Annotated in this window: 21 protein-coding genes; 14 read left to right on the forward strand and 7 right to left on the reverse strand. The window is 72.7% G+C overall.

All coding sequences use genetic code 11. From position 1 onward, the window contains the following. Positions 1-137: 137 nt before the first annotated feature. From AB7F12_RS16850 to rfbB, 8 genes are all read left to right on the forward strand, one after another. On the forward strand, positions 138-791 hold the full coding sequence (locus tag AB7F12_RS16850; RefSeq protein ID WP_428501061.1) for a hypothetical protein: 654 nt from the start codon (positions 138-140) through the stop codon (positions 789-791). Beyond that, complete coding sequence (locus AB7F12_RS16855; RefSeq protein WP_428501060.1) at positions 791-1,957, forward strand: glutathionylspermidine synthase family protein; 1,167 nt, start codon at positions 791-793, stop codon at positions 1,955-1,957. Before AB7F12_RS16850 ends, AB7F12_RS16855 begins: the two co-directional genes overlap by 1 nt. A 63-nt stretch (positions 1,958-2,020) precedes the next feature. Then, entirely contained in the window at positions 2,021-2,473 is a 453-nt protein-coding gene (locus AB7F12_RS16860) for a DUF350 domain-containing protein (RefSeq protein WP_428501059.1), read from the forward strand. A 24-nt stretch (positions 2,474-2,497) separates the two neighbouring features. Continuing rightward, entirely contained in the window at positions 2,498-3,352 is an 855-nt protein-coding gene (locus tag AB7F12_RS16865) for an HAD family hydrolase (protein WP_428501058.1), read from the forward strand. Positions 3,353-3,532: 180 nt separating this feature from the next. Next, a complete protein-coding gene (locus tag AB7F12_RS16870) occupies positions 3,533-4,024 on the forward strand; it encodes a phosphatase PAP2 family protein (RefSeq protein WP_428501070.1) in 492 nt (163 codons plus the stop codon). Continuing rightward, complete coding sequence (locus tag AB7F12_RS16875; RefSeq protein ID WP_428501057.1) at positions 4,021-4,941, forward strand: decaprenyl-phosphate phosphoribosyltransferase; 921 nt, start codon at positions 4,021-4,023, stop codon at positions 4,939-4,941. The genes AB7F12_RS16870 and AB7F12_RS16875 overlap by 4 nt, the downstream gene beginning before the upstream one ends. Positions 4,942-4,952: 11 nt before the next feature. Continuing rightward, positions 4,953-5,864, forward strand: a complete 912-nt coding sequence (rfbA, locus tag AB7F12_RS16880) for a glucose-1-phosphate thymidylyltransferase RfbA (protein ID WP_428501056.1) — start codon at positions 4,953-4,955, stop codon at positions 5,862-5,864. Beyond that, positions 5,861-6,835 (forward strand): dTDP-glucose 4,6-dehydratase, encoded by a 975-nt coding sequence (gene rfbB / locus AB7F12_RS16885; RefSeq protein ID WP_428501055.1) that lies wholly within the window; start codon positions 5,861-5,863, stop codon positions 6,833-6,835. Before rfbA ends, rfbB begins: the two co-directional genes overlap by 4 nt. On the opposite strand, the gene AB7F12_RS16890 is transcribed toward rfbB, so the two are convergent. Both AB7F12_RS16890 and AB7F12_RS16895 read right to left on the reverse strand, forming a co-directional pair. Beyond that, positions 6,822-7,658 (reverse strand): SDR family oxidoreductase, encoded by an 837-nt coding sequence (locus tag AB7F12_RS16890; protein ID WP_428501054.1) that lies wholly within the window; start codon positions 7,656-7,658, stop codon positions 6,822-6,824. The two genes, rfbB and AB7F12_RS16890, sit on opposite strands and share 14 nt — an antisense overlap. Further along, on the reverse strand, positions 7,655-8,191 hold the full coding sequence (locus tag AB7F12_RS16895) for a dTDP-4-dehydrorhamnose 3,5-epimerase family protein (RefSeq protein ID WP_428501053.1): 537 nt from the start codon (positions 8,189-8,191) through the stop codon (positions 7,655-7,657). Before AB7F12_RS16895 ends, AB7F12_RS16890 begins: the two co-directional genes overlap by 4 nt. A 99-nt stretch (positions 8,192-8,290) precedes the next feature. On the opposite strand from AB7F12_RS16895, the gene AB7F12_RS16900 reads away from it, so the two are divergent. From AB7F12_RS16900 to AB7F12_RS16910, 3 genes are read left to right on the forward strand one after another with little or no spacing between them, the layout of a single operon-like run. After that, positions 8,291-8,902: a class I SAM-dependent methyltransferase gene (locus AB7F12_RS16900; protein WP_428501052.1), complete on the forward strand. Its 612-nt coding sequence runs from the start codon at positions 8,291-8,293 to the stop codon at positions 8,900-8,902. Further along, positions 8,899-9,669 carry a glycosyltransferase family 2 protein gene (locus tag AB7F12_RS16905; protein ID WP_428501051.1) on the forward strand — a complete coding sequence of 257 codons (771 nt, stop codon included), beginning with the start codon at positions 8,899-8,901 and terminating at the stop codon, positions 9,667-9,669. The genes AB7F12_RS16900 and AB7F12_RS16905 overlap by 4 nt, the downstream gene beginning before the upstream one ends. Next, on the forward strand, positions 9,669-10,088 hold the full coding sequence (locus tag AB7F12_RS16910; protein WP_428501050.1) for a DUF2304 domain-containing protein: 420 nt from the start codon (positions 9,669-9,671) through the stop codon (positions 10,086-10,088). The genes AB7F12_RS16905 and AB7F12_RS16910 overlap by 1 nt, the downstream gene beginning before the upstream one ends. Positions 10,089-10,095: 7 nt before the next feature. Here the strand turns inward: AB7F12_RS16910 and AB7F12_RS16915 are convergent, their stop codons facing one another. Genes AB7F12_RS16915 through AB7F12_RS16925 form a run of 3 tightly spaced genes read right to left on the reverse strand, consistent with a single transcriptional unit; the run spans position 10,096 to position 14,512 of the window. Then, a complete protein-coding gene (locus AB7F12_RS16915) occupies positions 10,096-11,109 on the reverse strand; it encodes a glycosyltransferase family 2 protein (protein WP_428501049.1) in 1,014 nt (337 codons plus the stop codon). Further along, complete coding sequence (locus tag AB7F12_RS16920) at positions 11,106-12,395, reverse strand: hypothetical protein (protein ID WP_428501048.1); 1,290 nt, start codon at positions 12,393-12,395, stop codon at positions 11,106-11,108. The genes AB7F12_RS16915 and AB7F12_RS16920 overlap by 4 nt, the downstream gene beginning before the upstream one ends. Positions 12,396-12,448: 53 nt before the next feature. After that, on the reverse strand, positions 12,449-14,512 hold the full coding sequence (locus AB7F12_RS16925; RefSeq protein ID WP_428501047.1) for a DUF6541 family protein: 2,064 nt from the start codon (positions 14,510-14,512) through the stop codon (positions 12,449-12,451). A gap of 146 nt (positions 14,513-14,658) precedes the next feature. Between AB7F12_RS16925 and glf the strand changes: the two genes are divergently transcribed. From glf to AB7F12_RS16940, 3 genes are all read left to right on the forward strand, one after another. Next, positions 14,659-15,852, forward strand: a complete 1,194-nt coding sequence (gene glf / locus AB7F12_RS16930; protein WP_428501046.1) for a UDP-galactopyranose mutase — start codon at positions 14,659-14,661, stop codon at positions 15,850-15,852. A 208-nt stretch (positions 15,853-16,060) separates the two neighbouring features. After that, positions 16,061-17,779 carry a hypothetical protein gene (locus AB7F12_RS16935; protein WP_428516629.1) on the forward strand — a complete coding sequence of 573 codons (1,719 nt, stop codon included), beginning with the start codon at positions 16,061-16,063 and terminating at the stop codon, positions 17,777-17,779. 120 nt (positions 17,780-17,899) lie between these two features. Next, on the forward strand, positions 17,900-19,888 hold the full coding sequence (locus AB7F12_RS16940; protein WP_428502008.1) for a glycosyltransferase: 1,989 nt from the start codon (positions 17,900-17,902) through the stop codon (positions 19,886-19,888). Positions 19,889-19,935: 47 nt separating this feature from the next. Here AB7F12_RS16940 and AB7F12_RS16945 read toward each other — a convergent pair whose 3' ends face one another. Together AB7F12_RS16945 and AB7F12_RS16950 are read right to left on the reverse strand one after the other, a co-directional pair. Further along, positions 19,936-21,876, reverse strand: a complete 1,941-nt coding sequence (locus tag AB7F12_RS16945; protein ID WP_428502007.1) for a glycosyltransferase — start codon at positions 21,874-21,876, stop codon at positions 19,936-19,938. Between the two features lie 63 nt (positions 21,877-21,939). Continuing rightward, entirely contained in the window at positions 21,940-24,933 is a 2,994-nt protein-coding gene (locus AB7F12_RS16950) for an arabinosyltransferase domain-containing protein (RefSeq protein ID WP_428502006.1), read from the reverse strand. Positions 24,934-25,107 lie beyond the last annotated feature (174 nt).

A 25,107-nucleotide genomic window follows, 5' to 3' on the forward strand; every position in this document is an offset into this window, starting at 1 on the left:
GTCGCAATCATGCCGTTACCCGGATCGGGTGAGTGAGCGGGTGTCACGGCCGGGCGGTCATCGGTCGCCCGGATGCGGCGGACGTGCGGCGTTCCGCTGTGATCGGCAGGCCTATAGGGTGCGCGCGGGGGTGAGTGATGTCGGAGGGAACACCCGGCGGTGAGCGGCCGGACGCACGCGGCGACCAGCCCGAGCCGCCGTTCCGGGAGGAGCCGGTCCAGCGCGGCCGGATGAGCTTCCAGGACGAGAACACGACGCCCCGCGAACCCACCCTCGCCGAGCGTCGCGCCCGCCAGCAGGCCGAGCGCCGTGCGCGCGAGGAGGCCTCCGCCCGCGTGCTCGAGGAGCAGGCGAAGAGCAAGAAGCGCAAGCGGATCCTGATCGGCACCGGGGTCACGGTCGGCGTCGTCGCGGTCATCGCCATCGGCTACGCCATCGCCAACGCGAACGACGAGGTCGAGGCGCGCTGCGTCGACGAGAACAACGTCGTCGTCGACGACAGCAACTGCGTCACCCCGGCCAGCAACGCCTCCGGTGGCAGCACCTACTACGGGGGCGGCGGCTTCTACCCGATCTTCATCGGTGGCGGCGGCCGGCAGTACCACTACAACTACGGCGGCTCGGGCGGCATCGGGCAGGTCGCGGCCGGCGGCTCGACCGTCGTCCCCAAGGATTCCGCCACCGTCAAGAGCGGCACCTCCGGCAAGACGATCTCGCGCGGCGGGCTCGGGGTGTCCAGCAAGAGCTCGAGCGGCAGCAGCGGCGGCGGCTCCAAGAGCAGCGGGTCGTAGTGCGCCGGGAACGCGGCGAGCCCCGCGCCGGCTGGGAGAAGATCGTCGGCGAGCAGGGCATGGTCTACGGCACCCCGGGCCGCGGCGAGGGCGGAGCCGCCCGCCCGTACTGGGACGAGTCGGTGCACTACGTCTTCGAGATGGACGAGATCCTCTCCCTCGAGGCCGACGTCGAACTCCTGCACTCGATGTGTCTCGACGCGGTCGACCACGTCGTCACCACGGAGCGGTTCCGCGACTTCGCGCTGCCCGAGTGGTCGTGGGAGGCCGTCGCGGCCTCGTGGAGGCGGCACGACCCGCACGTCTACGGCCGGTTCGACCTGCGCTACGACGGTTCCGGGCCGGCGAAGCTGCTGGAGTACAACGCCGACACCCCGACGACGCTGCTCGAGGCGTCGCTGCTGCAGTGGTACTGGCTCAAGGACACCCACCCCGACGACGACCAGTGGAACTCGTTGCACGAGAAGCTCGTCGAGCGCTGGACGGAGATCAAGGCGGGGCTGCCCGGCTCCGAGGTGCATTTCACCTGGTCGGGCGCGGAGACCAGCGGCGAGGACCACGTCACCGTCGGCTACCTGCAGGAGACGGCGGCCGAGGCGGGGATCGACACCGTCGGCCTGGCCATCGAGGACATCGGCTGGGAGGCCGCGCTCGACCGCTTCGTCGACCTCGCCGAGGCGCCGCTGGCCGCCGTGTTCAAGCTCTACCCGTGGGAGTGGGTGCTCTCCGACGACTTCGGCAAGCACGTCGCCCGCAGCCTGCCCGACACGCTGTGGCTCGAGCCGCTGTGGAAGTCGCTGCTGTCCAACAAGGCGCTGCTCGCCGTGCTGTGGGAGATGTACCCCGGACACCCCAACCTGCTGCCGGCCTACCTGCAGCACCCCGGGCTGCTCACCGAGTACGTGCGCAAGCCGCTCCTGGGCCGGGAAGGCGCGAACGTCTCGATCGTGTCACCGGGCAGCGAGGTGTCCACCGGCGGCGTGTACGGCGAGGAAGGATACGTCTACCAGCTGTTCGACCCGCTGCCGGAGTTCGACGGGTTCCGTCCGGCACTGGGCGCGTGGGTGGTCGGCGACGCCGCCGCCGGGCTCGGCATCCGCGAGACCGTCGGGCTGGTCACCGACGACGGCGCCGCGTTCGTCCCGCACCGCATTCCCGAGTCCTGACCCCCCGAGCTCGAGCCCGACCCCGATCCCCCGAGCCCGACCCGCTCCCCGGAAGGAACACCCATGACCACCCTGCTGGCCCTCGAGGCGGGATTCTTCGGGACCGTCGGCCGCGGCGTCGGCGCGATCCTGCTGTACGCGGTGATCGGCCTGCTGCTGATGCTGCTCGGATTCTGGGCCATCGACCTGACCACCCCGGGCAAGCTCAACCGGATGGTCCGTGACGGGTTGCCCAACGCCGTCGTCGTCACGTCCGCGGGCATGGTGAGCATGGCGCTCATCGTCGTCACCGCCATCTACAGCGTGTCCGGGGCGCTCGCCGAGGGCCTGCTCGCGTCCCTGATCTTCGGCCTGGTCGGGATCGTCGCGCAGGTGCTGGCGGTGCGGCTGCTGGAGTGGGTGACCGGTATCGACATCGGCCACGTCCTCGCCGCGCCCGACCTGAAGCCGCAGGCCTGGGTCGTCGCCGCCGCGCACGTCGCGCTCGGTCTGGTCGTCGCGGTCGCGATCCTCTGAGCGTCGCCTCGTAGGCTGGGGTGCGTGCAGGTACCCCGGCTGGTCGCGACCGACGTCGACGGGACGCTGCTCGACCCGCAGCTCCAGGTGACCGCGCGGACCGCCCGCGCCGTCGACGACCACGTCGCAGCCGGGGGCCGGTTCGTCCTGGTCACCGGCAGGCCGCCGCGCTGGATCCCGCCGGTCGCCGCGCAGCTCGGCTCGGTGCGGCTCGCCCTGTGCGCCAACGGCGCCGTCCTCTACGACGTCGTCGCCGACCGGGTGCTGTGGGCCCGCCAGATCGACCGCGACACCCTCGCCTTCGTCGCCGACGCCGCCCACCGCACCCTCCCCGGCTGCGGGATCGCCGTGGAGCGGGTCGCCGCCGGCGCGTTCGACGACGTCGACAGCCAGTTCCTCGCCGAACCCGGCTACAGCCACGCCTGGGAGGACGACGACAGCGGCCGCACCGACCGCGCCGCGCTCCTGTCCTCGCCCGCGGTGAAGCTGCTGGTCAGGGCGCCCGGCATGACGTCGGAGGAGATGGTGGCGGCGCTCGGCCCCGCCGTCGGCGACGCCGTCGACCTCACGTTCTCCCACCCCGGAGGGCTCGTGGAGGCCTCGTCGCCGGGGATCACGAAGGCCACCGGGCTCGCCGACGTCGCCGGTGCCGACGGGCTCGACGCGAGCGACGTCGTCGCCTTCGGCGACATGCCCAACGACATCGAGATGGTGCGCTGGGCCGGGCACGGCGTCGCCATGGGCAACGCGCACCCCGCGCTGATCGCCGTCGCCGACGAGGTGACCGCGTCGAACGCCGACGACGGGGTGGCCCGCGTCGTCGAGCGGTGGGTGTCACCGGACCTCCCCGACACGGCCGCGGAAACCCGCCGCGCGTAGCATCGGGCGCCGGAACAACCGCCGAGCAGCGCCACCGCCCCAGGTCCGGCGCACAGGAGGCCCACCACCGTGGCCGAGCCCGTCGTCCGTCCGGGCGTCCCCGAGTCCCCTCCGCCAGAGCACCCCGCGCGCACCCTGGCCGTCGTCCCCGACGCCGCCGACCGCGCCGTCGAGGTCCGGATGCTCAACGCCGTCCAGGCCGCCGTCGCGACGCCGCCCGTCGTGCAGGTCGCGCGCGGCATGTCGCTGTTCGGGGAGCACGCCGCCGGCTGGCTGGCCCTCGGGCTCGTCGGTGCCGCGGTCGATCGTGACCGCCGGCAGGACTGGCTCGGTGCCGTCGCCGGCGTCGCCGCCGCCCACGGCGCCTCGATCGCGGTCAAGCGCGTCGTGCGCCGCCGCCGCCCCTCCGACCCGTCGGTCCGCGTGCTGGTCTCGACCCCCAGCCGGCTCAGTTTCCCGTCGGCCCACGCGACGTCCACCACCGCCGCCGCCGTCCTCTACGGCGGCATGCTGAAGCGGCCGCTCGTGCCCGTCCTGGTCCCGCCGATGGCGCTGTCACGGCTGGTGCTGGGCGTGCACTACCCGTCCGACGTGCTCGTCGGCTCCGCGCTCGGCGCGAGCGTCGCAGGTGGGGTCCGGGCCTGGCTGCGCCGCCGGGCGGGCAAGCGATGACCAGCACCGACACCCCGCCCACCGCCGCGCCCGCCGCCCGCACCCCGGTGGGGGTCGGCCTGGGCCTGCTGCGCACCATGCGGCCCAAGCAGTGGATCAAGAACGTCCTCGTGCTGGCCGCGCCCTTCGCGGCGGGCGAGCTGTTCGACGGCCGCTCGGCCTACCACCTCGCGGTCGCGTTCGTCGCCTTCTCCCTCGCCGCCTCGGCCATCTACCTGGTGAACGACGCCAACGACGTCGAGGCCGACCGCGCCCACCCCACGAAGTGCAAGCGGCCCATCGCCGCCGGGATCGTGCCCGTCCAGCTGGCCTATGCGCTCGCGGTCGTGCTGATCCTGGGCTCGCTGGCGCTGAGCATCCTCGCCTCGGTGCAGCTGCTCATCGTGCTGGCCGTCTACATCGCGGTGCAGCTGGGCTACTGCTTCTGGTTCAAGCACCAGCCGGTGCTCGACATCTGCATCGTCGCCTCCGGCTTCCTGCTGCGCGCCATCGCCGGTGGTGCCGCGGCGAGCATCCCGCTGTCGCAGTGGTTCCTGCTGGCCGCCGGGTTCGGCTCGCTGTTCATGGTGGCGGGCAAGCGTTACGCCGAGATGATGCTCGCCGAGCGCACCGGCGCCAAGATTCGCAAGTCGCTGGAGAGCTACTCCTCGTCGTACCTGCGGTTCGTCTGGGCGCTCTCGGCCACGGTCCTGATCATGACGTACTGCCTGTGGGCCTTCGAGATCCGCGAGGCGCACCACAACTCGGTGTGGTCGGTCATCTCGATCGTGCCGTTCGTCGTCGCCGTGCTGCGCTACTCCGTCGACGTCGACAGCGGCAACGGCGGCGCCCCCGACGAGATCGCGATCAAGGACCACGTCCTGCAGGTGCTCGGCCTGGCGTGGATCGCAACGCTCGTCCTCGCCGTCTACAGCTGATCGGATACTGCGTGAAGGGCATCATCCTCGCCGGCGGTGCCGGTACCCGGCTGCACCCGATCACCCGCGCGGTGTCGAAGCAGCTGCTCCCGGTGTTCGACAAGCCGATGATCTACTACCCGCTCTCGGTGCTGATGCTGGCCGGGATCCGGGACATCCTCGTCATCACCACGCCGGAGGAGCAGCCGCTGTTCCGCCGGCTCCTCGGCGACGGCTCCGAGCTCGGCCTTCGCCTCGACTACGCGGCCCAGCCCGAGCCGGGGGGCATCGCGCAGGCGTTCCTCATCGGGGCCGACCACATCGGCGGCGACTCGTGCGCCCTCGTCCTGGGCGACAACATCTTCCACGGCCAGGGCTTCGCGACGGTCCTGCGCGACTGCATCCGCCGCCTCACCGAGGGCGAGGACGGCGCGGTGCTGTTCGGCTACCCCGTCCGCGACCCGGAGCGCTACGGCGTCGGCCTCGCCGACGAGTCGGGGCGCCTGATCGACATCGAGGAGAAGCCGGCGGTGCCGCGCTCCAACAGGGCGATCACCGGGCTGTACCTCTACGACGGCCAGGTCGTCGACATCGCGCGCGGGCTCACCCCGTCGGCGCGCGGCGAGCTGGAGATCACCGACGTCAACCGCGAGTACCTCAAACGCGACCAGGCCCGGCTCGTCGACCTGGGCCGCGGCTTCGCGTGGCTCGACACCGGCACGCACGACTCGCTCGTCGAGGCGAGCCAGTACGTGCAGGTCCTCGAGCACCGGCAGGGCGTGCGCATCGCCTGCCTCGAGGAGATCGCACTCGACCGTGGCTGGATCGACGCCGACGCCTGCCTCGCGCTCGGCGCGGCGCAGGGCAAGTCGGGGTACGGGGAGTACGTCATGAACGTGGCGCGGGCACGAGGAGCACAGGCACAGGGGGCTCGGACACGGTGAAGGTGCTGGTCACCGGCGGGGCCGGTTTCATCGGATCGAACTACGTCCGCACGCTGCTCCGCGGGGGCTACCCGGCGTTCGCCGACGCGGACGTCACCGTGTTCGACCTGCTCACCTACGCCGGGACGCTGACCAACCTGGTCGAGGTGGCCGACTCGCCCCGCTACCGGTTCGTGCGGGGCGACATCCGTGACGCCGCCGCGGTCGCCGAGGTGATGGCCGGGGCCGACGTCGTCGTGCACTTCGCCGCCGAGTCCCACGTCGACCGCTCGATCACCGGGGCGGGCGACTTCGTGTCGACCAACGTCGTCGGTACCCAGGTGCTGCTGCAGGCCGCCCTCGACGCCGGCGTGAGCCGGTTCGTGCACGTGTCCACCGACGAGGTGTACGGCTCGATCGACGAGGGCTCCTGGCCCGAGACCCATCCGTTGGAGCCGAACTCGCCGTACTCGGCGTCGAAGGCCGGGTCGGACCTGCTGGCCCGGGCCTACCACCGCACGCACGGGCTGCCGGTGTGCATCACGCGCTGCTCCAACAACTACGGGCCGCACCAGTTCCCGGAGAAGGTCATCCCGCTGTTCGTCTCGAACCTGTTGGACGGCAGGAAGGTGCCGCTCTACGGCGACGGGCGCAACGTGCGCGACTGGCTGCACGTCGACGACCACTGCCGCGGCATCCAGCTCGTCGTGGAGAAGGGTCGCGACGGCGAGGTCTACAACATCGGCGGCGGCACGGAGATGTCCAACCGGGAGCTGACGCACCTGCTGCTCGACGCCGTCGGCGCCGACGAGTCGATGATCCAGCCGGTGGCCGACCGGCTGGGGCACGACCGTCGGTACTCGGTGGACTGGTCGAAGATCGCCGACGAGCTCGGCTACGCGCCGCAGGTGCCGTTCGCACAGGGGTTGGCCGAGACGGTCGCGTTCTACCGCGACCGCCGCGACTGGTGGGAACCGCTCAAGAACGGCTGACGTACTCGGCCACCCGCGAACGCCAGTCCGGGGTCTCGACACCCGCAGCCTGCGCCTTGCCGAGGTCGAGCACGCTGTTCAGCGGCCGTGGCGCCACGTCGGGCTTGCCGGCGAAGTACTCGGCCGTCGTCGTGTCGGTGACGGCGAGGTCGTCGCGCCCGGCCGCGGAGAACACCGCACGGGCGACGTCGGCCCACGACGCGGGCTCCCCACCACCAGTGACGTGGTAGGTCCCGTGTGGCGCCGTCGTCTCCAGCAGGTGCGCGACCGCGGCAGCGATGTCGGGCGCGAACGTCGGACGCCCGACCTGGTCGGCGACGACCGTCGGCGCGATCCCGCGCCCGGCCAGCCCCAGCATCGTGGCGACGAAGTTGCGCCCCTCGCCGACGACCCACGTCGGCCGCAGCAGGTAGTGCTTCTCGACGCCCCGCACCGCCAGGTCGCCCGCCGCCTTCGCCGACCCGTACGCCGACAGCGGTGCGATCGGGTCGCCCTCGACGTACGCGCCGGCCTTCGCGCCGTCGAACACGTACTCCGTCGAGAAGTGGACGAGCGTGAACCCGTGCCGGCGGGCGCGGTCGGCCAGCATCGCCGGCCCGACCGCGTTGGCCCGCCACGTCGCGACGCGGCCGTCGGGTGTCTGGGCGCCGTCGACGTCGGTGTGCGCGGCGGCGTTGACGACGACGTCGAACGCGGTCCAGTCGGGCTCCCCGCCGCTTCTCGTGATGTCGAAGTCTGCGTGGGCCAGCGCCACGGAGCCCGGCAGTGCGGCGGCAAGGGCCCGGCCGACCTGCCCGCCCGCGCCCAGGACCAGGACCTTCACTGCAGCGCCGCCAGCGGCGGGTGGTCGATGTCCTTCTGCGACCGGATCGCGTCGGCCGCGGCGATCGGCCAGTCGATGCCCAGCGCCGGGTCGTAGGCGTTGATCAGTGTGTACTGCGCGTCCGGGGACCAGTGGTCGTTGACCAGGTACGTGTAGACGACGTCCGGGGTGAGCGTCTGGTACGAGTTCCCGCAGCCCCGCGGCACGTAGATCGCGTTCCCGGGCGTCAACGTGAACGTCTCCACGACCCCGAACGACGCGCCCGGCCGCAGGTCGACGATCGCCGCGAACGCCTCCCCGTGCGCCAGCGAGATGTACTTGTCCCACGGTTCGGCGTGGATGCCGCGGGTGACGCCCGGCTCGGCGTTGAACGACACGTTGGACTGCACGATGTCGAACTCCGGGAAGCCCGCCGCCTGCAGCTTCTCCTGCTGGTAGGCCTCCTTGAACCAGCCCCGGTTGTCGCCGTGCACGGCGAGGGTGACCCGGAGCAGTCCGGGGATCGACGTCGTGTCGACGCTGAGCTCTGCCACGGTTGCGCGTCCTCCAGAAGTGGGGTCGGCCGCATCCTCGCATCAGGGCGCGGCCTGTCGGTGGGCAACCGCTCAGCAACGGCCGGTAGGGTGCGCGCCGTGGCGGGAGAGGGCGATACGACGTCGACGGCCTACTCCGAGCGGCTCGTGTCGTTGTCGGGGGCACGCTGGAAGCGCCTCGTCGACGTGCAACGGCCGTACCGGTGGAACCTGCGCAGGCTCATCGGGCAGCGCCGGACGCTCGACGTCGGCTGCGGCATCGGCCGCAACCTTGCCAACCTGCCCGCGGGCAGTGTCGGGGTCGACCACAACGCGACCTCGGTCGAGATGTGCCGAAAGAACGGCTTCGAGGCCGAGACCAGCGAGGACTTCCTCGCCCGCACCCCCGAGGACACCACGCCGTTCGACGCGATGCTCGTCGCGCACGTCGTCGAACACCTCGACGAGGGTGCCGCGGCCGACGTCATCCGGCCCTACCTCGACTACCTGCGGCCCGGGTCGCCCGTCGTGCTGATCTGCCCCCAGGAGCGCGGTTTCGCCTCCGACGCCACACACACCGTCTTCACCGACCACGCCGCGCTGCGCGCCCTGGTGGCGGAGCTGGGCCTGACCTTCCGCCGGGAGTTCTCGTTCCCGCTGCCCCGGTTCACGGGCAAGGTCTTCACCTACAACGAGTTCGTGACCGTGGCCTCGACGGTGGGCAGGCCGTGACCACGGAAGGCCTCGAGCGCGTCGAGATCTCGTTGAACGGGTCCACCTCGGCGCCCGCGCAGCGGCTGCTCGTCGTGCTGCCCGCGCTCAACGAGCAGGAGTCCGTCGCCAAGGTCATCGGCGAGATCCGGGCCGGCCGGCCCGACGCGCACATCCTCGTCGTCGACGACGGCTCGACCGACCGCACCGCCGAGCGTGCCGACGCGGCGGGCGCCCTGGTCATGCGCCTGCCGTTCAACCTCGGCGTCGGTGGCGCGATGCGCGCCGCGTACCGCTACGCCCACGAGGCCGGGTTCACCTCCGTCGTGCAGGTCGACGCCGACGGCCAGCACGACCCGCGCGAGATCGAGCACCTGCTCGCCGTGCGCGACGTCGACGTCGTCATCGGGGCCCGGTTCGCCGGCCGCGGCAGCTACGTCGTGAAGGGGCCGCGCCGCTGGGCGATGCGGCTGCTGTCGTTCGTGCTCAGCCGCATCATCGGTGTCCCGCTCACCGACCCCACGTCCGGCTTCCGGCTCGTGCACGAACGTGCGCTGGCGCTGTTCGCGGCGCACTATCCGGAGGAGTACCTCGGCGACACCGTCGAGTCCCTGGTCATCGCCCACCGCGCCGGCCTGTCCGTCGCGCAGGTCCCGGTGGTCATGCGTCCCCGTGAGACCGGTGTCGCCAGCACCAACCCGCTCCGGTCCGCCGTCTACCTGGTGCGGGTCGTAGTCGCCGTCGGCCTGGCCCTCGTCCGCCGCCGTCCCGAGAGCGAGCACCGCTAGTGCCCGACCTGCGCCTCACGATCTTCTCCGTCGTCGTCGCGGTGGCGGCGCTGGTGCTCGTCGTCGAGCTGCTGCGGCGCCGGCGGCTGCGGGAGAAGTACGCGGTCATCTGGGTCGTCATCTCGATCGGCACGCTGGTCGTCGCGATCTTCCCGTCGCTGCTGCGCGGCATCGCCGGCGCGATCGGCATCCAGACCCCCAGCAACCTGCTGTTCTTCGGGTCGCTGCTCGTCCTGTTCGCGGTGTCGCTGCAGCTCTCCCGCGAGGTGGGCCTGCTGGAGGAGCAGTCGCGGCGCCTCGCCGAGGAGGTCGGCGCGCTGCGGCTGCGGGTCGACGCCCTGGAGAAGAAGAACGCGTCCGACGCGAAGGCCGTCGCCGAGCCCGCCGTGACCCCGGCCGAGGTCGACCAGCGCAGCTGACGCGCGGTCAGACCAGCCGGCGCGCGACCGCCCAGTAGGCGCGGAAGAACACGTTCGCGACCTTCGCGGGCGCCGCCCCGAACGCCTGCGGGTCGAGGTTCGGGGTCAGCCGGCCCATCCACTCGGTGTCGGGACGAACCCGTTCGGCCTGCAGCTGCCGGCGACGCGCCGCCACGTGCCCGCGGTGGCGCCACAGCCACACCCAGCCCGTGAGCTTCTGCTTCCCCCAGCCCGAGGCGAACGCGTAGCCCGTGAGCAGCAGCTCCGTGACGAGCAGCAGCGGCGCGAGGACCACCAGCGCGCGACCGCTCCACATCGTCGTGACGAGCATCAGCCGGTTGCGTTCCAGCAGGTGCATCTTGTGACTGTTGCGGGAGAACTCGTAGTAGTGCGTTGCCACGGCCTGCGGGACGCAGCGGGCAGGCAGGCCGAGCCGCCACGACCGCAGGCTCAGCTCGGTGTCCTCCAGATAGGCGAAGTAGGCGTCGTCGAAGCCGCCCAGCCTGTCCCAGAGGTCGCGGCGCAGCATCACGCACGCGCCGCTGGCGCCGGTGACGTCGAACGGCTCGGTGCGTGTCTCGGGGCGGTTCATGTCGCCCGCCCACGAGAGGCCGACGAGGTGCACCGGGTTGCCGGCGCTGTTGATCAGCCCGGCCGGTTCGGCGAGCCGGATCGAGGCCATGACCGGGCCGACGTCGGGCCGCGACGCCTCGGCGACGAGCAGGGCGAGGGTGTCGGGGCGCAGGACACAGTCGGAGTTCACCAGCGTCACGAAGTCGGTGTCGAGCTTCTCCACACCCAGGTTGCAGCCGCCCGCGAAGCCGGTGTTCACGCCGGGGGTGAGCAGCGAGACCCGGTCGTCCGGGGCGACGGCGGCGAGGTCGTCGGGCTCGCACCCGTTGTCCACCAGCACGATCCGGACGTCGACGTCGTTCGACGCGAGCACCGACGAGATGCACTCGGCGAGGTAGGGCTCGGCGCGCCAGGCGAGGACGACGACTCCGACCGAGGGCAGGCTCATGGGGTGGCTCCGGGGTCGGGGGTCCGTCGCGCGGCGACGGCGAGCAGGACGAAGACGGCGACGGCAGCCGCCAGCTGGCCGATCGCGGCCGCCGCGACGGGCGGGGCGGCGAGGAACGCCACGACGACCAGCAGCGCGAGACCGGCGATCCAGGCCACCGCGACCGCGGCGGGCCGGCGTTCGGCGACGAGCCGGGTCTGGCCGATCTGGGCGGCGGCACCGACGACCGTCGATGCCGCGAGCACCAGCAGCACCCACGCGGGCGGGACGACGGTGGCCCCGAACAGCAGCCGCGCCGCCCAGGGCACGACGAACACCGACAGCACCAGCCACACGACCCCGCCGCCGGCGAGGACGAGGCCGAGGCGGCGCACGATCGTGCGCACCCCGGAGTGGTCGCCGTCGCCGAGCATCGCGGTGAACGACGGCAGCAGGATCGCCTGCACGGCGGGGAACAGCAGAACGGGCGCGCGCAGGATGACCGCGACGGTCACGAAGCCGGCGGCGATGGCCGGGGTGTCGGCGAGCCGGGACGTCACGAACACGGCGGCGAGGTTCCAGACGCCCTGGCCGGCGAGCAGCAGCGCGGCCGACCAGAAGACGCCACCGCGGGCGGCCGCGGGCACGGCGACCGCCGCGCCGGGGACCGCCTCGGGGGCCGCGGGGACCCGGGTGGCCGGGCGGGCGAGGACCAGCGCCGACACGATCGGCGCCAGCGCGAGAATCGCCACCCACGATCCGATGCCGCGTACGTCGACGACCACGAACACCGCCGCCACCGCCAGCCCGACCAGGGCCTCGATCCAGAACGTCGCCGCGTACAGGCCGTACCGGCGGCGGCCCGCGAGCGGCCCCCGCAGCAGGTACGACGCCGCCATCGTCACCGCACCCGCGGCGAGCATCCCGATCGCGAGCGCGGAACTGCCCAGCGCCTGGCCCAGCAGCAACGGACCCGCCACCGCCGAGAGCACGAGCGCGACGACGAGCAGCCGCAGCGTGTCGTTGCGAGCCGTGCGGACGGCCGGCCCGGTGTCGTGGCCGCGGGCCACGGCGTCGGCGACCGCGCGCGTCGCCTCCAGTTCGACGGCGGCGAACAGGCCCCGACCGACGGTGTTGATCAGCAGGTAGTAGGAGGTCAGCGCGGCGAAACCCGCCGTGTCGAGGTGGCGCGCCGCGATCACCAGCACCAGGTAGTTCGACAGCGCCAGCCCGATCTGGCTGCCCGCGACCTGCGCCGCCGCGCCGGTGCGGCGGACGCGGCTGCCCGACTCGGCGCGGCTGGTCACCGCGCCAGGCTAGCCGTCGGCGTGAGCACCCCTGCGCCCACGGTGACGCCCGATCAGCCCGAGCCGTCGGAGAGCAGCGGACCAGCGGGGACGCCTGCCCTCGATCCGGCCGACGTCTCCTGCTCGGCCCCGGGCGGGTCGATCCGGTAGAGCACGACGTCGGGGTTGCGGTACACGACGGTGAGCCAGGCGGCGTCCTCCAGCCCGGTCAGGCCGGGAGCGCGCGTCGCGTCCGAGCGCAGGAAGCCTGCGTCGAGCTGCACGTACTGGATGCCGAGCTGTTGCACCGCGGCACGGACGGCCGGGTCGTCGGGGTAGCGGTTGAAGCTCTGCGCGAGCAGCATCGCGTCCGGGCCGGTGCGGAACCCGTCGTAGTGCCCGGCCACCGACTCGACGCCCGTGAGGGCGTACAGCCACGTCGAGCCGTCGCCGCGGTCGTTGAGGACACGCTCGCCGGGCGGGACGATCCGGGCGATCTCCTGCATGCCGGCGATCTCGAGCCCGGACACGGCGGGTCCCTCGCCGCTGTTCTGCATCATCCGGGCCTGGTCGCGGCTCACGTAGAGGCCGTTCGTCAGGACGACGAACAGCACCAGCACGACGACCGAGGTCGCGACGGCGAGCACACGCTGCGTCGTCGCGCTCTGCGAAGGCAGCGCCTCGGGGGGGCGGTGCCGGGCCGCGTCGGCGACCCGGGACAGCGCGGTGACGACGAGCCGCTGCAGCTCACCGACGCCGTGCCCGATGACGATGCACAGCGGTACCGCGGTCAGCGCGATGAGCCGCCAGCGGTCGTTCCACCACAGGCTGGTGATCGTCTTCGCCCACGGCGCGCTCACCGATGCGGCGACGACGAACAGGACACCGAAGATCGCGGCGGTGAACCCGACCCAGCGCAGCGCCCCCAGCCGCCGGTACGTGAGCAGCCCGACCACCAGGAACGCGGTCAACCACAGCTGGATGGTGTCGCTGCCGTGGCCGAACGTCAGGATCTGGCCGACGGCCGTCGAGGCGGTGAGGTCGGCGGGCCAGCTGATCGCGGCGAGGTTGCCGGCGCTGCTCAGCGTGCCGGCGAGCTGCGCGGCGCAGCCGAGGGCGGCGAGGACGCCCGCGACCAGCAGCAGCCCGATCTCCCGTGGCGCCCGGCCCGGTGCGCTCCACCAGCGCTGCAGCAGCGCGGGCACCGTGAACAGGACGGCCCCGATGAGGATCGCGGGATGCAGGCACAGCAGGCCCGCCATGCCGAGCGCGAAGAGCAGCGCCGGGCGGACGGCCGAGCGCAGCGTCCGGGCGTCGAGCATGTCGACGACCAGCACGACCAGCACCGGGGTGAGGGCGACGCCGGTGGCGAAGGGCAGCAACGGCCCGCGCCACAGCAGGTCGTACACGGACGACACCGCGACGACCGCGAGCGCGGCCGCGGCGGCGACGATCGGGCGGCCCCCGAAGCGGCGCACCAGCGCCACCAGCGACAGCCCGATCATGCCGGGGATCAGCACGGTGTGGGCGTTGAGGACTGCCGGGATCGTCGCGCCGGTCATCTCGTGGACGACGGTTGCGAGCAGGTGGTACGCGTTCGGGTAGAAGATCGGCGGGGCGCCCGGCTCGTACCAGTTGGTGAGCCCCATCCCGTACAGCGAGCCGTCGCCGGTCTCGGAGATGTAGCGGATGCCGTTCGCGTGGAAAACCGCGTCCCAGTCCTGCGGGATCGCCCCGAGCGTCCGGATACCGCCCAGGATGACCACGAGGCCCGTCCCGACGGCGACGACCACGGCGGCGACCACGGCGAGCTGCGCCGCCAGACTCCACGGCGGGATCTCCGGACGAGGTTCGGGTGCCCCGCGCAGCCGGCGGACCAGCAGCCGGACTCCGGCCACGACGACGATGACGACGACGAACGTGAGCGCCCACGACACCGTCGACCAGCGGATTCCCATCGCCGCGTACAGGGGACCCGCGATGCCGGACACGGCGTAGGTGGCCAACGGAGCCGACGCGACCAGCGTCCAGCCGCGGAGGCCGCCGACGAACCCGAGGAGTCCGCCGGGCAGCAGCAACGCCGCCACGTACGCGATCACGACCACGCTGTCGGCCACACCGAACTGCGGGATGATCACGAGCCTCTTCTTCGCGTCGGGGGGTGGTGCATCCTGCTGCCGCATGCTAGCCAGGTCGCCCCGGGAGGCCGCGGCGCCGCCCTGGACGGCGGCGTCACCACACCCGGACCGGGTGTGTGCGGTCTGCGCCGCTACCCTCGGTGGCCGTGGATGACACGGGGTTCGATCTGGTCGTCGTCGGTTCCGGATTCTTCGGGCTGACCATCGCCGAGCGAGCGGCCGCCGAGCTGGACAAGAAGGTCCTGGTGCTCGAGCGGCGTTCCCACATCGGCGGCAACGCCTACTCGGAGGCGGAGCCGGAGACGGGGATCGAGATCCACCGCTACGGCGCCCACCTGTTCCACACGTCGAACAAGCGGGTGTGGGACTACGTCAACCGGTTCACCGACTTCACCGGGTACCGGCATCGCGTCTTCGCGAAGTACCAGGGGCAGGTCTACGCGTTCCCGCTGAACCTGGCGCTGATCAACCAGTTCTTCGGCAAGTCCCACACGCCCGACGAGGCACGCGCGTTGATCAAGGAGCAGTCGTCGGAGGTCGCATCCGACGAGGTCGCGAACCTCGAGGACAAGGCGATCTCGCTGATCGGGCGCCCGCTCTACGAGGCGTTCGTCAAGGGCTACACCGCGAAGCAGTGGCAGACCGACCCGACGGAGCTCTCGGCGTCGATCATCACGCGGCTCCCGGTGCGGTACACGTTCGAGAACCGCTACTTCAACGACACCTACGAGGGCCTGCCCGTCGACGGTTACACCGCGTGGCTCGAGAAGATGGCCGACCACCCGAACATCACGGTCCGTCTCGACACCGACTTCTTCGAGGTCCGCGACGAGCTGCCGGCCGGCGTACCGATCGTCTACACCGGCCCGATCGACCGCTACTTCGACTCCGTCGAGGGCGACCTGGGCTGGCGGACGCTGGACTTCGAGCAGGAGGTCCTGCACGACACGGGCGACTTCCAGGGCACGTCGGTCATGAACTACAACGACGCCGAGGTCCCGTTCACGCGCATCCACGAGTTCCGGCACTTCCACCCGGAGCGCGACTACCCGACCGACAAGACCGTCATCGTCCGGGAGTTCTCGCGGTTCGCGGAGGAGGGCGACGAGCCCTATTACCCGATCAACACCCCCGACGACCGGGCGAAGCTCGAGCGCTACCGGGAGCGGGCGCGCAAGGAGACCGCCGAGCACAACGTGCTCTTCGGCGGTCGCCTCGGCACCTACAAGTACCTCGACATGCACATGGCGATCGGTTCGGCACTGACGATGTTCGACAACCGGCTGCGCCCGTTCCTGGTCGACGGCAGGCCCCTGTCCGGCACGGAGTCCGAGGACTGACCCGCAACCTCGATGTCGGCGGGGGGCTTCGGCACAGCAGTGAGGTTGCGCGCAGAAGTCCGGCCGCAACCTCACCGCTCCCGGAGCGCCGCCGGACGACCGTGAGGTTGCGCGCGACGTCCCGGCCGCAACCGCGCTGCTGCCGGAGTGCCGGAACCCCGCGCGGGGGTCCCGCGTCGGCGTCCCCGCACCTGCCAGACTTCCGCGCATGACGGACACCGCCGAGGTCGTCGCTCGGCCGCTCGACACCCCGGAACCCGAGGCGGACCCGCCCCGCCGCGGTCGCCACCGGCTGTGGGGCCTGCTCGCCGTCCTGGTCCCGACGGTCCTGTTCGGCCTGCACGCCCTCACCTACGGGCAGTGGGAGGTCGACGACGCCGGCATCACGTTCGCCTATGCCCGTTCGGTCGCGACCGGCGCGGGTCCGGTGCTGCAGGCGGGGCTGCCTCCCGTCGAGGGCTGGTCGAACCCGGCGTGGCTGGGACTGCTCGTCGTCGGGCACTGGCTGGGGCTGTTCGACCACGGCGCCTGGTTCGGCATCCCCGACTACGTCGCATACCCGAAGATGCTCGCGCTGCTGTGCGTCGCCGGCGTGTTCGCAGCCTTCTACGCCGCTGCGTCGGCGGTGTCGCGCCGCCCGGTCGTCGTCACGATCCTGGCGGGTGCGATCGCGTCGGCGATCCCGTCGTTCGTCATCTGGTGCGTGTCCGGGCTGGAGAACGCACTGCTCGCCCTCGCGGTCGCCTGGATCGGAGCGCTGCTGGTCAGGGCGTCGGCGCGGGATCGGATCGCGTCGGTCGGCACCGCGGTCGCGTGCGGGCTGCTCGCCGCGCTCGCGGCACTGACCAGGCCGGAAGGGATGATCTACGCGGGGGCGTTCCCGCTGGTCGCGCTCCTGCTGCTGCGCCGCGGCGGGTTCTGGCGCTCGTTCGCGACAGCGCTGTTGTCGGTCGCCGCGTTCGCCGTCCCGTTCGGGCTGTACCTACTGTGGCGCTGGTCGACGTTCCACCAGCTGCTGCCGACGACGGCCGTCGCGAAGTCGCAGGGCCTGCCCACGGTCGCGGGGTTCGGCAAGGTCGCCGAACTGGTCGCGTACGCGGGCTGGCTGGGGGTGCTGGTCGGTGCGGTGCTGGTCGGCGCCGCCCTGATGCGCCCGGCCCCGCTGCGGACGGCGCTCGCGGCGCTGCTGGTGCCGCTGGGGCTCGGGGTCGTCGCGTTCGGGGTGCTCGTGCCGGACTGGATGGAGCAGTACCGGTTCGCGACGCCCGTCTGGGCGCTGGGCGCGTTCGTCGTGGCGCTGGCGGCCGTCGACGTGCTCGGTGGGCTGCGGATGCGGGGACGGCTGACGGTCGCGCTCGTCGCCGTCGTCGCGGCGGTGCTCTCGGGGGCGGGCTGGGTCGGGTCGGCGCAGACGTTCCGGGCCGCCCCGACCGCGCCGATGTGCCTGATCGTCGTGAACACCGGCTGGGAGTTCAACGGCTACGCCGACATCCTCGGTCTGCAGCGGGCGACGTTCTTCGCGCCCGAGATCGGTGGGGGCGCGCTCGCGGGCCGGTCGCTGCTCGTCGACGGCGCGGGGCTGGCCGAGCCGACGATCGCGGTGTTCTGGGCCGACAAGGACTGGGCGGCTGTGCGCGACTACGTCCTCGACGATGTGAAGCCGACGTTCTTCCGCGCGCACGGCGAGTTCCGGACCCAGATGGCGTTCGACGCCGACCCGCGGTTCCAGGCCGACTACCTGCTCATCGGGCCCTCGCCCAACGGCGGCGGGAACTGGGTGCGGCGCGAGCTGGTGCCCGACGACGCGACGATGACGCAGTTGCGGGAGTGGGCGGTGCAGGCCGACGCGGCCGACGCGGGGCAGCGTGCGACTCCCCTCGCGTCGTGCGGGGACCGGATCGTCCAGGGCGAGACGTCGGCGGCGTGACGCCGACCGCGCGCCCCGGCCAGGGGTGAGCGGGGTCCGTCGCTACCCTCGGTGTCGCGACCGCAACCGGCGGACGCGCACGCCCGACGTCGAGCAGCAGAGGACCGAGGCTCACCCCTGATGACCGAGCTCGCCACCGACCCGACCACGCGCCCCGTCTCCGACGAGGCCGCCGACAGCGCGCCCGGCCTGCTCCAGAGGGTGATCCTGCCGCGGGTGGCCGACCCGACACGGGTCCGCGCGCTCTACGTCGACGAGGGTTCGGGGAGCAAGGTCGCCACCGAGGAGCCGGAGCCGGGCGACACCTCGCAGCCGGTGACGCTCACCCTCGGTCAGCGCGGACGTCGGCGGCTGCGGGTGCTGTCGCGGACGTCGGCGTCGGTGCCCGCGCGGTCCGAGGTGTCCTTCGGCGCGTACTTCAACGCGTTCGCGGCCGGCTACTGGCGTCGCTGGTCGGTCCTCACCGAGGTGCACCTGCGGCTGACGCTGGAGGGCGCGGGCCGCGTCGAGGTGTACCGGACGAAGGCCGACGGCACCCAGATCTACGTCGGCGGCGAAGTGGTCGAGGGGCGTCGCGACGTCGACCTGGCGCTCGACCTACGGCCGTTCGAGGACGGCGGCTGGTACTGGTTCGACCTGGTCACCGACGACGCCGAGCTCACCCTGGTCGAGGGCGGCTGGTTCGCCGACCGCCCCGCACCGGGCCGCGCCGCCGTCACCATCGGGATGCCGACGTTCAACCGGCCCGCCGACTGCGTCGCCACCCTGACCGCGATCGGCGAGGACCCGGCGGTGCTCGCCGAGGTCACGGCTGTGATCCTGCCCGACCAGGGCACGCAGAAGGTCCGCGACGCCGACGGCTTCGCCGCCGCCGCGGCGCGCCTCGGCGACCGGCTGCGGATCATCGACCAGCCCAACCTCGGCGGATCCGGCGGCTACGCGCGCGTCATGTACGAGGCGCTCGGGTCGACCGACTGCGAGCAGATCCTCTTCATGGACGACGACATCCTGCTCGAGCCCGACTCGGTGCTGCGTGCCGTCGCGTTCTCCCGTTTCGCGCGGTCCCCGATGCTCGTCGGCGGGCAGATGCTGTCGCTGCAGTCACGGTCGCAGCTGTCGACCATGGGCGAGGTCGTCGACCGCAACGCTTTCCTGTGGCGCAACGCGCCCGGCACCGAGCCGCACCACGACCTCGCCGACCGACCGCTGCGGAACACGCCGTGGCTGCACTCACGCACCGACGTCGACTACAACGCGTGGTGGATGTGCCTGATCCCGCGCGCGGTCGCGGAGGACCTGGGTCTGCCGCTGCCGCTGTTCATCAAGTGGGACGACGCCGAGTACGGCCTGCGCGCCCGCTCGAAGGGCTACCGCACCGCGACGGTGCCGGGCATCGCGATCTGGCACATGTCGTTCCTGGAGAAGGACGACACCAGCGACTGGCAGGCGTACTTCCACTACCGCAACCGGTTCGTCGCGGCGGCGCTGCACGGCCCGGTCAACCCGCGCGGCATCCTGATCGACACGTTCAAGCGCAGCCTGCGCCATCTCCTGCTCATGGAGTACTCGGCGATGGCGTTGCAGGACATGGCGTTGCGCGACTTCCTGGCCGGTCCGGAGGCGCTGTTCCCGAAGCTGCCGACGGTGCTGCCCGAGATCCGCGCCAAGCGGGCGGAGTTCGACGACGGCCGCCCGCTCGACTCCGCGACGCAGGTGCCGCTGTCGGAGCTCGACGAGCTCGCCGCGCAGATGTTCCCCGACGCCCCGCGCAACGCGAAGACGGCCGTGAAGATGCTGGGCCGGGCCGTCGTCGCCAACCTGCGTCCGCCCAACCCCGCGCACCACGACGTGCCGCAGCGCAACGTGCCGTCGCGCAAGGCGCACTGGTACGTGCTCGCGCACCTCGACTCGGCGACCGTGTCGACGCCCGACGGCCGCGGCGTCACCTTCCGCCGGCGTGACCGTGCGCTGTTCGCGGCCCAGCTCAAGAAGTCGGGGCAGCAGCTGCGGGAGATCGGCAAGCGGTGGCCGGAGCTGCAGCGTCGCTACCGGGACGCGCAGCCGACGCTGACCAGCCGAGAGGGCTGGAAGCAGATCTTCGAGGACTGACACACGACGACGCCCCGCACCTTCCCGGGTGCGGGGCCTCGTGCGTGTCAGGCGTTCTCGTCGAGCCCGTAGAGCCGGGCCCAGTTCGCCCGGCTCGTCAGCTCCGGCATCGCCGACCGGTAGCTCTCGACCACCGACGGCGCCTCCTTCTGCAGGCGGCGCAGCGTGCGCGCCCCCCGCTTCGCGAGCTCCCCGGCCAGCGCCCGGTCGCGGGTGCGGACGCGTACGCCGCCCTCGGACATGTCGGTGACGTAGGCCTTCGCGAACGTCGACGTGTGCCACCAGTGGGCGTCGCCCGCGGTGACGTAACCCGTGCGGCCCTTCGCCCGATCGAGCGCCAGGCCGGCGGCACGCTTGAGCCAGGTCGCCCGGGGCAGCCCGGGTGGGCCGGCGGGACGCACGACCGTCAGCTCCCGGAAGTCGTGCTCGATCTCACCGACCTGGTGCATCCTGGTCTCGGGGTACTCCGCGCGGATGCGGCGGATCTCGGCGGCGGCCGCGGCCGACCCGTCGGCCATGATCTCCGGGCCGCGCAGGAAGTCCTCGACGGCCTGCAGCAGCGTCGCGGCCAGGCCGTACTGCATCCCGACGAGGTACTGGCCCAGCATCCCGGCGAGCTTGCCGCCGACGGTGCGCGTCGAGAAATCGGTGTGCAGCGCGGCCGTGACCAGGGCGTTGCGGATGTTGAAGTACCGGTGCCATTCGTCCCAGTCCTTCCACCCGAAGTCGGCGTGCCAGACCGCCGCGCCCGGGAGGGAGACCGTCGCGATGCCGTGAGCGCGGCCGCGGTAGCCGTACTCGACGTCGTCCCACTGGAAGAACATGGGCAGCGGGTAGCCGATCCGCCGGACCACCTCGGCCGGGATCAGGCAGGACCACCAGCCGTTGTACTCGGTGTCGACGCGACGCTCGACGACGTGCGGCAGGCCCTCCTCGTCGACGCCCAGCAGCATCGCGTCGTGCATGCCGTCCTCGACGGGCTGGCCGGCGAGCAGCTTCTCGGGCACCGCGTACTCGGCGCTGATGTGCAGCCTGCTGGGGTGCAGCAGGTTGAGCATCTGGCCGCCGACGATCATCGGGTTGCGGGTGCGGTTCGCGAATGCCGTGAGCCGGATGAGGATCTCCGGCTCGAGCAGCACGTCGTCGTCCATGAAGACGGTGTCGGCGTCGGCCTCGCCGCTTCCGGCCACCTCGAAAAGGCCGCGGGTGAAGCCGCCCGCGCCACCGAGGTTGGGCTGGCGGATGTAGCCGAGCTGGTCGCCGAAGCGGGCCGCAACCGTGGCGAACCGCGGCCGGGACTCGACCGGGTCGCTGCCCTGGTCGACGACGTAGACCGTGCGGATCGCGGCGAGCGCCTCGGGGTCGTCGGCGAGCGCCTCGAGGGTGTTCAGGCAGTCGTCGACGCGGTTGAACGTGCAGATGACCATCGACGCGGGCCGCGGCGCCGCCACCTCGGCCACCGACCAGCGGACGTCGGAGACCGTGAGCTCGTCGGCACCGGTGCTGAACTCGAGCCACAGGCCGCCGCCGTCCATGAAGCGGTCGAGTTTCACGTCGAAGCGCAGCGTGACGGCCCGGGCCTCGGTGACGTCCTGGGCGGCAGCGATGCGCGGGATGCGGTTGGTGTCCGACGCCATGACGCGGATGCGCCCGGACCCGCTGACGACGACCGAGACCTGCAGCTCGGTGACGTCGGTCCAGCGCTGCCAGTAGGTGGCGTGGACGCGCCCGAAGTAGGCGTTGGTGGTCAGCAGGCTGTCGGGGGTGAGCACGACCCGGCCGCGCTCACGGCGGGCGTTGCCGCGCTCGACGACCGAGTACAGGTCCTCGGGGACGAGCGGGGAGGGGCCGTCGAAGAGGCCGCGCTGGATCAACAGCCGACGAGCGGCCCCCGGTTCGTCGGACGCCGAGGGGTCGGCGGCGGGATCGGCGTCCATGCCGGTCGCTGCCGTGCGCGGGATCTCGGTGGTGCCGGCGGAAGCTGGCATGCGGGCGAACGTCCTTTGCTCGTCTGTGTCACGCGGCCGTGCGGACGCCGTCGAGGCCGGGGATCAACCGGTCGTCCGGGCCGACGCCGTCCGAACTCTCCCGTCAGAATGCCATCCCCAGGCATCACGGTCGGTGACCGCCGGTGCGAGTGTCGTGAAGTCCTGCGCCGCAACCCATCGATAGAGGCGGACGGGCTCGGCGACGGGCTCGTCGGCGAGGTAGACGGGGAGGCGCTCCTCGGCGACCAGCAGCCGGGGCGCGGCGAACGGGCCCCCGAAGGTGGGGGAGTAGGTGATCCCGGCCGACGGGTCGGTGGCGGGCGGGGCGACGCGCCACTCGGGGAGGCCGGCCGACCCGTCACGCAGCGGTGCGGGTTCGAGGCAGCCGAAGGTGAAGGCGACCGGCCAGTCGAGGACGGCCGAGGTCCCGCGGGGGAGCAGCGTCGTCATCGGCGTCAGGCGCGGCACGCGGGGCAGGGACGCGATCTCGGTGCCCGCCGGCCCGGTGCCGGACTCGACGACGAGCCGCACGACCGCGGCGCCTGCGGGGGCGACGAGGCGGACGTCGGCGGGCCGGGCGGCGTCGGTGGTGACGTCCTGGCGGGCGAGCGGGGGTTGGCCGGGGCCGGCGGCGAACTCGGCGACGAGCGCGGCGTCGCCGGGGATGCCCCCGAGGGTGGTGACGACGGGCAGGTCGCCGGAGCGCTGGGCGGGGTCGAGCGCGAACCAGGGGGAGACCCCGGAGCCGGCGACGGCGATGCCGGGTACGAGCCGGCCCCCGACGTCGGCGGCCGCGGTGGGTGCTGTCGTGGTGAGCGGTCCGACCGTGGGGAGCTGGCCGACGCCCGGGTCGGTCTCCACGAGCAGGTGCGACGCCAGCCCGCAGGGGTCGCCCCGGAGGGTCGCGGCGGCGTCGCCGGCGAGGGTGTAGGCCGCGCGATGTTCGGCCGCGGACCGCGCGAAGCCGGCGACCTGCACGAGCAGCACCGCCACGGCGAGCCCGAGCGCGAGCGGGCCGGGCGCGGGGAAGCGGCGGGGCGCGTCGGCGCGGGTGAGCGCCGTCCCCGACGTGGACGTGGCCCGCCACACCGCGGTCCCGCCGACGACAACGATCGCCACTACTCCGATGACCAGCCACGACGACGACATCGACCGGCCTGCGAGGCCGGGCGGGTGCAGCCCCCACTCGGTCGGGTACCAGCCGGAGACGTAGGGCCACAGGTCGCGGCCGGCGAGGATCAGCGAGCCCGCCGCGGTCAGCGCCGCTGTCCCGGCGAGCACCGGCAGCAGCGACCGGCCGCGCGTGCGCACCCGCAGCGCCGATGTCGTCCACCCGACGACGGCGACCGTCAGCACCGCGGCGCCGAGCCCGGCGAGGACGCCGAACTGCTGCGTCCACTTCGTCGGCGTGGCGGTGAGGCACACCAGGCAGAGCACGAACGCCACGACGAGCCGTCGCACCGGACCTGCCGCGAGCCCGGCCCGCTGACGGCCGGCCACCGACCACACCGCGCCCGCCACGGCGAGCAGCGTCAGCAGGACGGGGGTGCGTTTGCCGATGGCGCCCTGGAAGTTGTCGGGGTCCAGCAGCAGCGCGTAGCGCTCGTACTCCTGGGTCCAGGCGACCCCGCCGCCGATCTCGCGGCGGACCCGTACCGACTCCATGACCGCGGCGAGGCTCTGGTCGGAGAACATCAGCAGCACCGGTGCGGCGGCGGCCCCGAGCAGGGCGGCGACCAGCGGCAGGACGTGCAGGTCCCGACGGGCGCGCAGCAGCCGGACCAGCGGCAGGACCGCGGCGAGGACCGGTGCGAACGCGACCAGCCCGCCCGGGGTGACGGCCGTCGTCGCGCCCGCGAGGAGCAGCGCGACCGCCAACGGCAGCACGGCGCGCCGGGCGACCGCGCGCTCGACCGCCACGAGCACGGCCAGTGTGCCGACGGCGACCCACGGCTCCGGACGCATCCCCAGGTTGAACGGCAGCCACCAGGACCCGAACGCCGCGGCCGCGATCCATGGCACGCCGCGCCGCCGGAACGCGACACCCAGCCGGGGCAGCACCGCCCGCGACAGCAGCAGCCAGCAGCCGACACCGAGCAGCGTCGACGGCAGCCGCAGCCACAGCGTCGACGCCGAGATCGCCGACCACGGCGCGTACAGCTCGTAGAACCAGCTGAACGGGGCCTCGGGGGCGTTGAGCCAGCGGTAGCCGTTGCCGATGAACCCGTCGGCCGCGCGGCCGCGGACGATCCCGGCGATGTAACCGTCGTCGACGGTGACGGGCCCGACCCACCACCAGCCGAGCAGCGCCGCGGTGACCGCGGCGTCGACGACGCGTGGCCGGCGGGGTCTCGCGACGAGCCGCACCCGGGGCCGCGCGGCGCGGTCGCAGCGGGCGAGCGCGACGAGGGCGCCGACGAGCGCTGCCAGGCAGACGACGCCGAGCGCGGCCTTGAGCGGGGAGATCGTCGTCTCCCACCTGGTGTCGGCCACGAGGCTCAACGACTGCCCGGCGTCGACGTCGGCGAACGCGCCCGCCACGGCGGGCCGCAGGTCGCCCTCGGCGGTCAGCACCGGCCGGTCGTCGACGAGGACCTGGGTCGTGCTGACGTCGGAGGTGACCGTGACGGTGCAGTCGCCTGCGGGCACGTCGACGGTGCCGACGTCAGCCCCCGCCGAGCGCACCGTCAGGCCGGGTCCGGCCGTCAGTTCGAGGCCGGCGAGCGGTTCGGCGCCGGGCCCGGTGCGGGCCGGGACCGTCCGCAGCAGTGTGGTGCCGGGTGCGGCGGAGCGGACGCCCGCGCAGCCGACCGTGGCCTGCAGCGACGTCGGCTGGTACGGCATGAGCGGGATGGCGGCGGGGCCGTCGGCGACGTCCCATGTGTACGTGGCCTGTGACTGGGTGACGGGGGCGAGGGGGAACGCGACGGCGCACAGCACGGTGAGCAGACCGAGGGCCAGTGCCCAGTGCGCGGGGCCGGTCCGGCGGGGCCGTCCGGGCGTTCCCGGGTCCGATGTGGTCGCGCCGGCCTCGGGGGCGTGGGCCGGCGAGAGCACGAGGTCAGGCTAGCGCCGACGGGGACGGGGCCCGGGTGACGCGGCCGGTGCCCCCGTCGATCACTTTCCGTGTGCATCGCGAGGAAGGAGTGACGATCTGTGACGATCGCCCGGGTTACGCCCGCGATGCTCACCGACAGTGAGTAGTCGGTTGGGCTGTTCGGGCGCTGTCGA

The organism is Pseudonocardia sp. (genome assembly GCF_050250275.1).
Taxonomy (GTDB): domain Bacteria; phylum Actinomycetota; class Actinomycetes; order Mycobacteriales; family Pseudonocardiaceae; genus Pseudonocardia.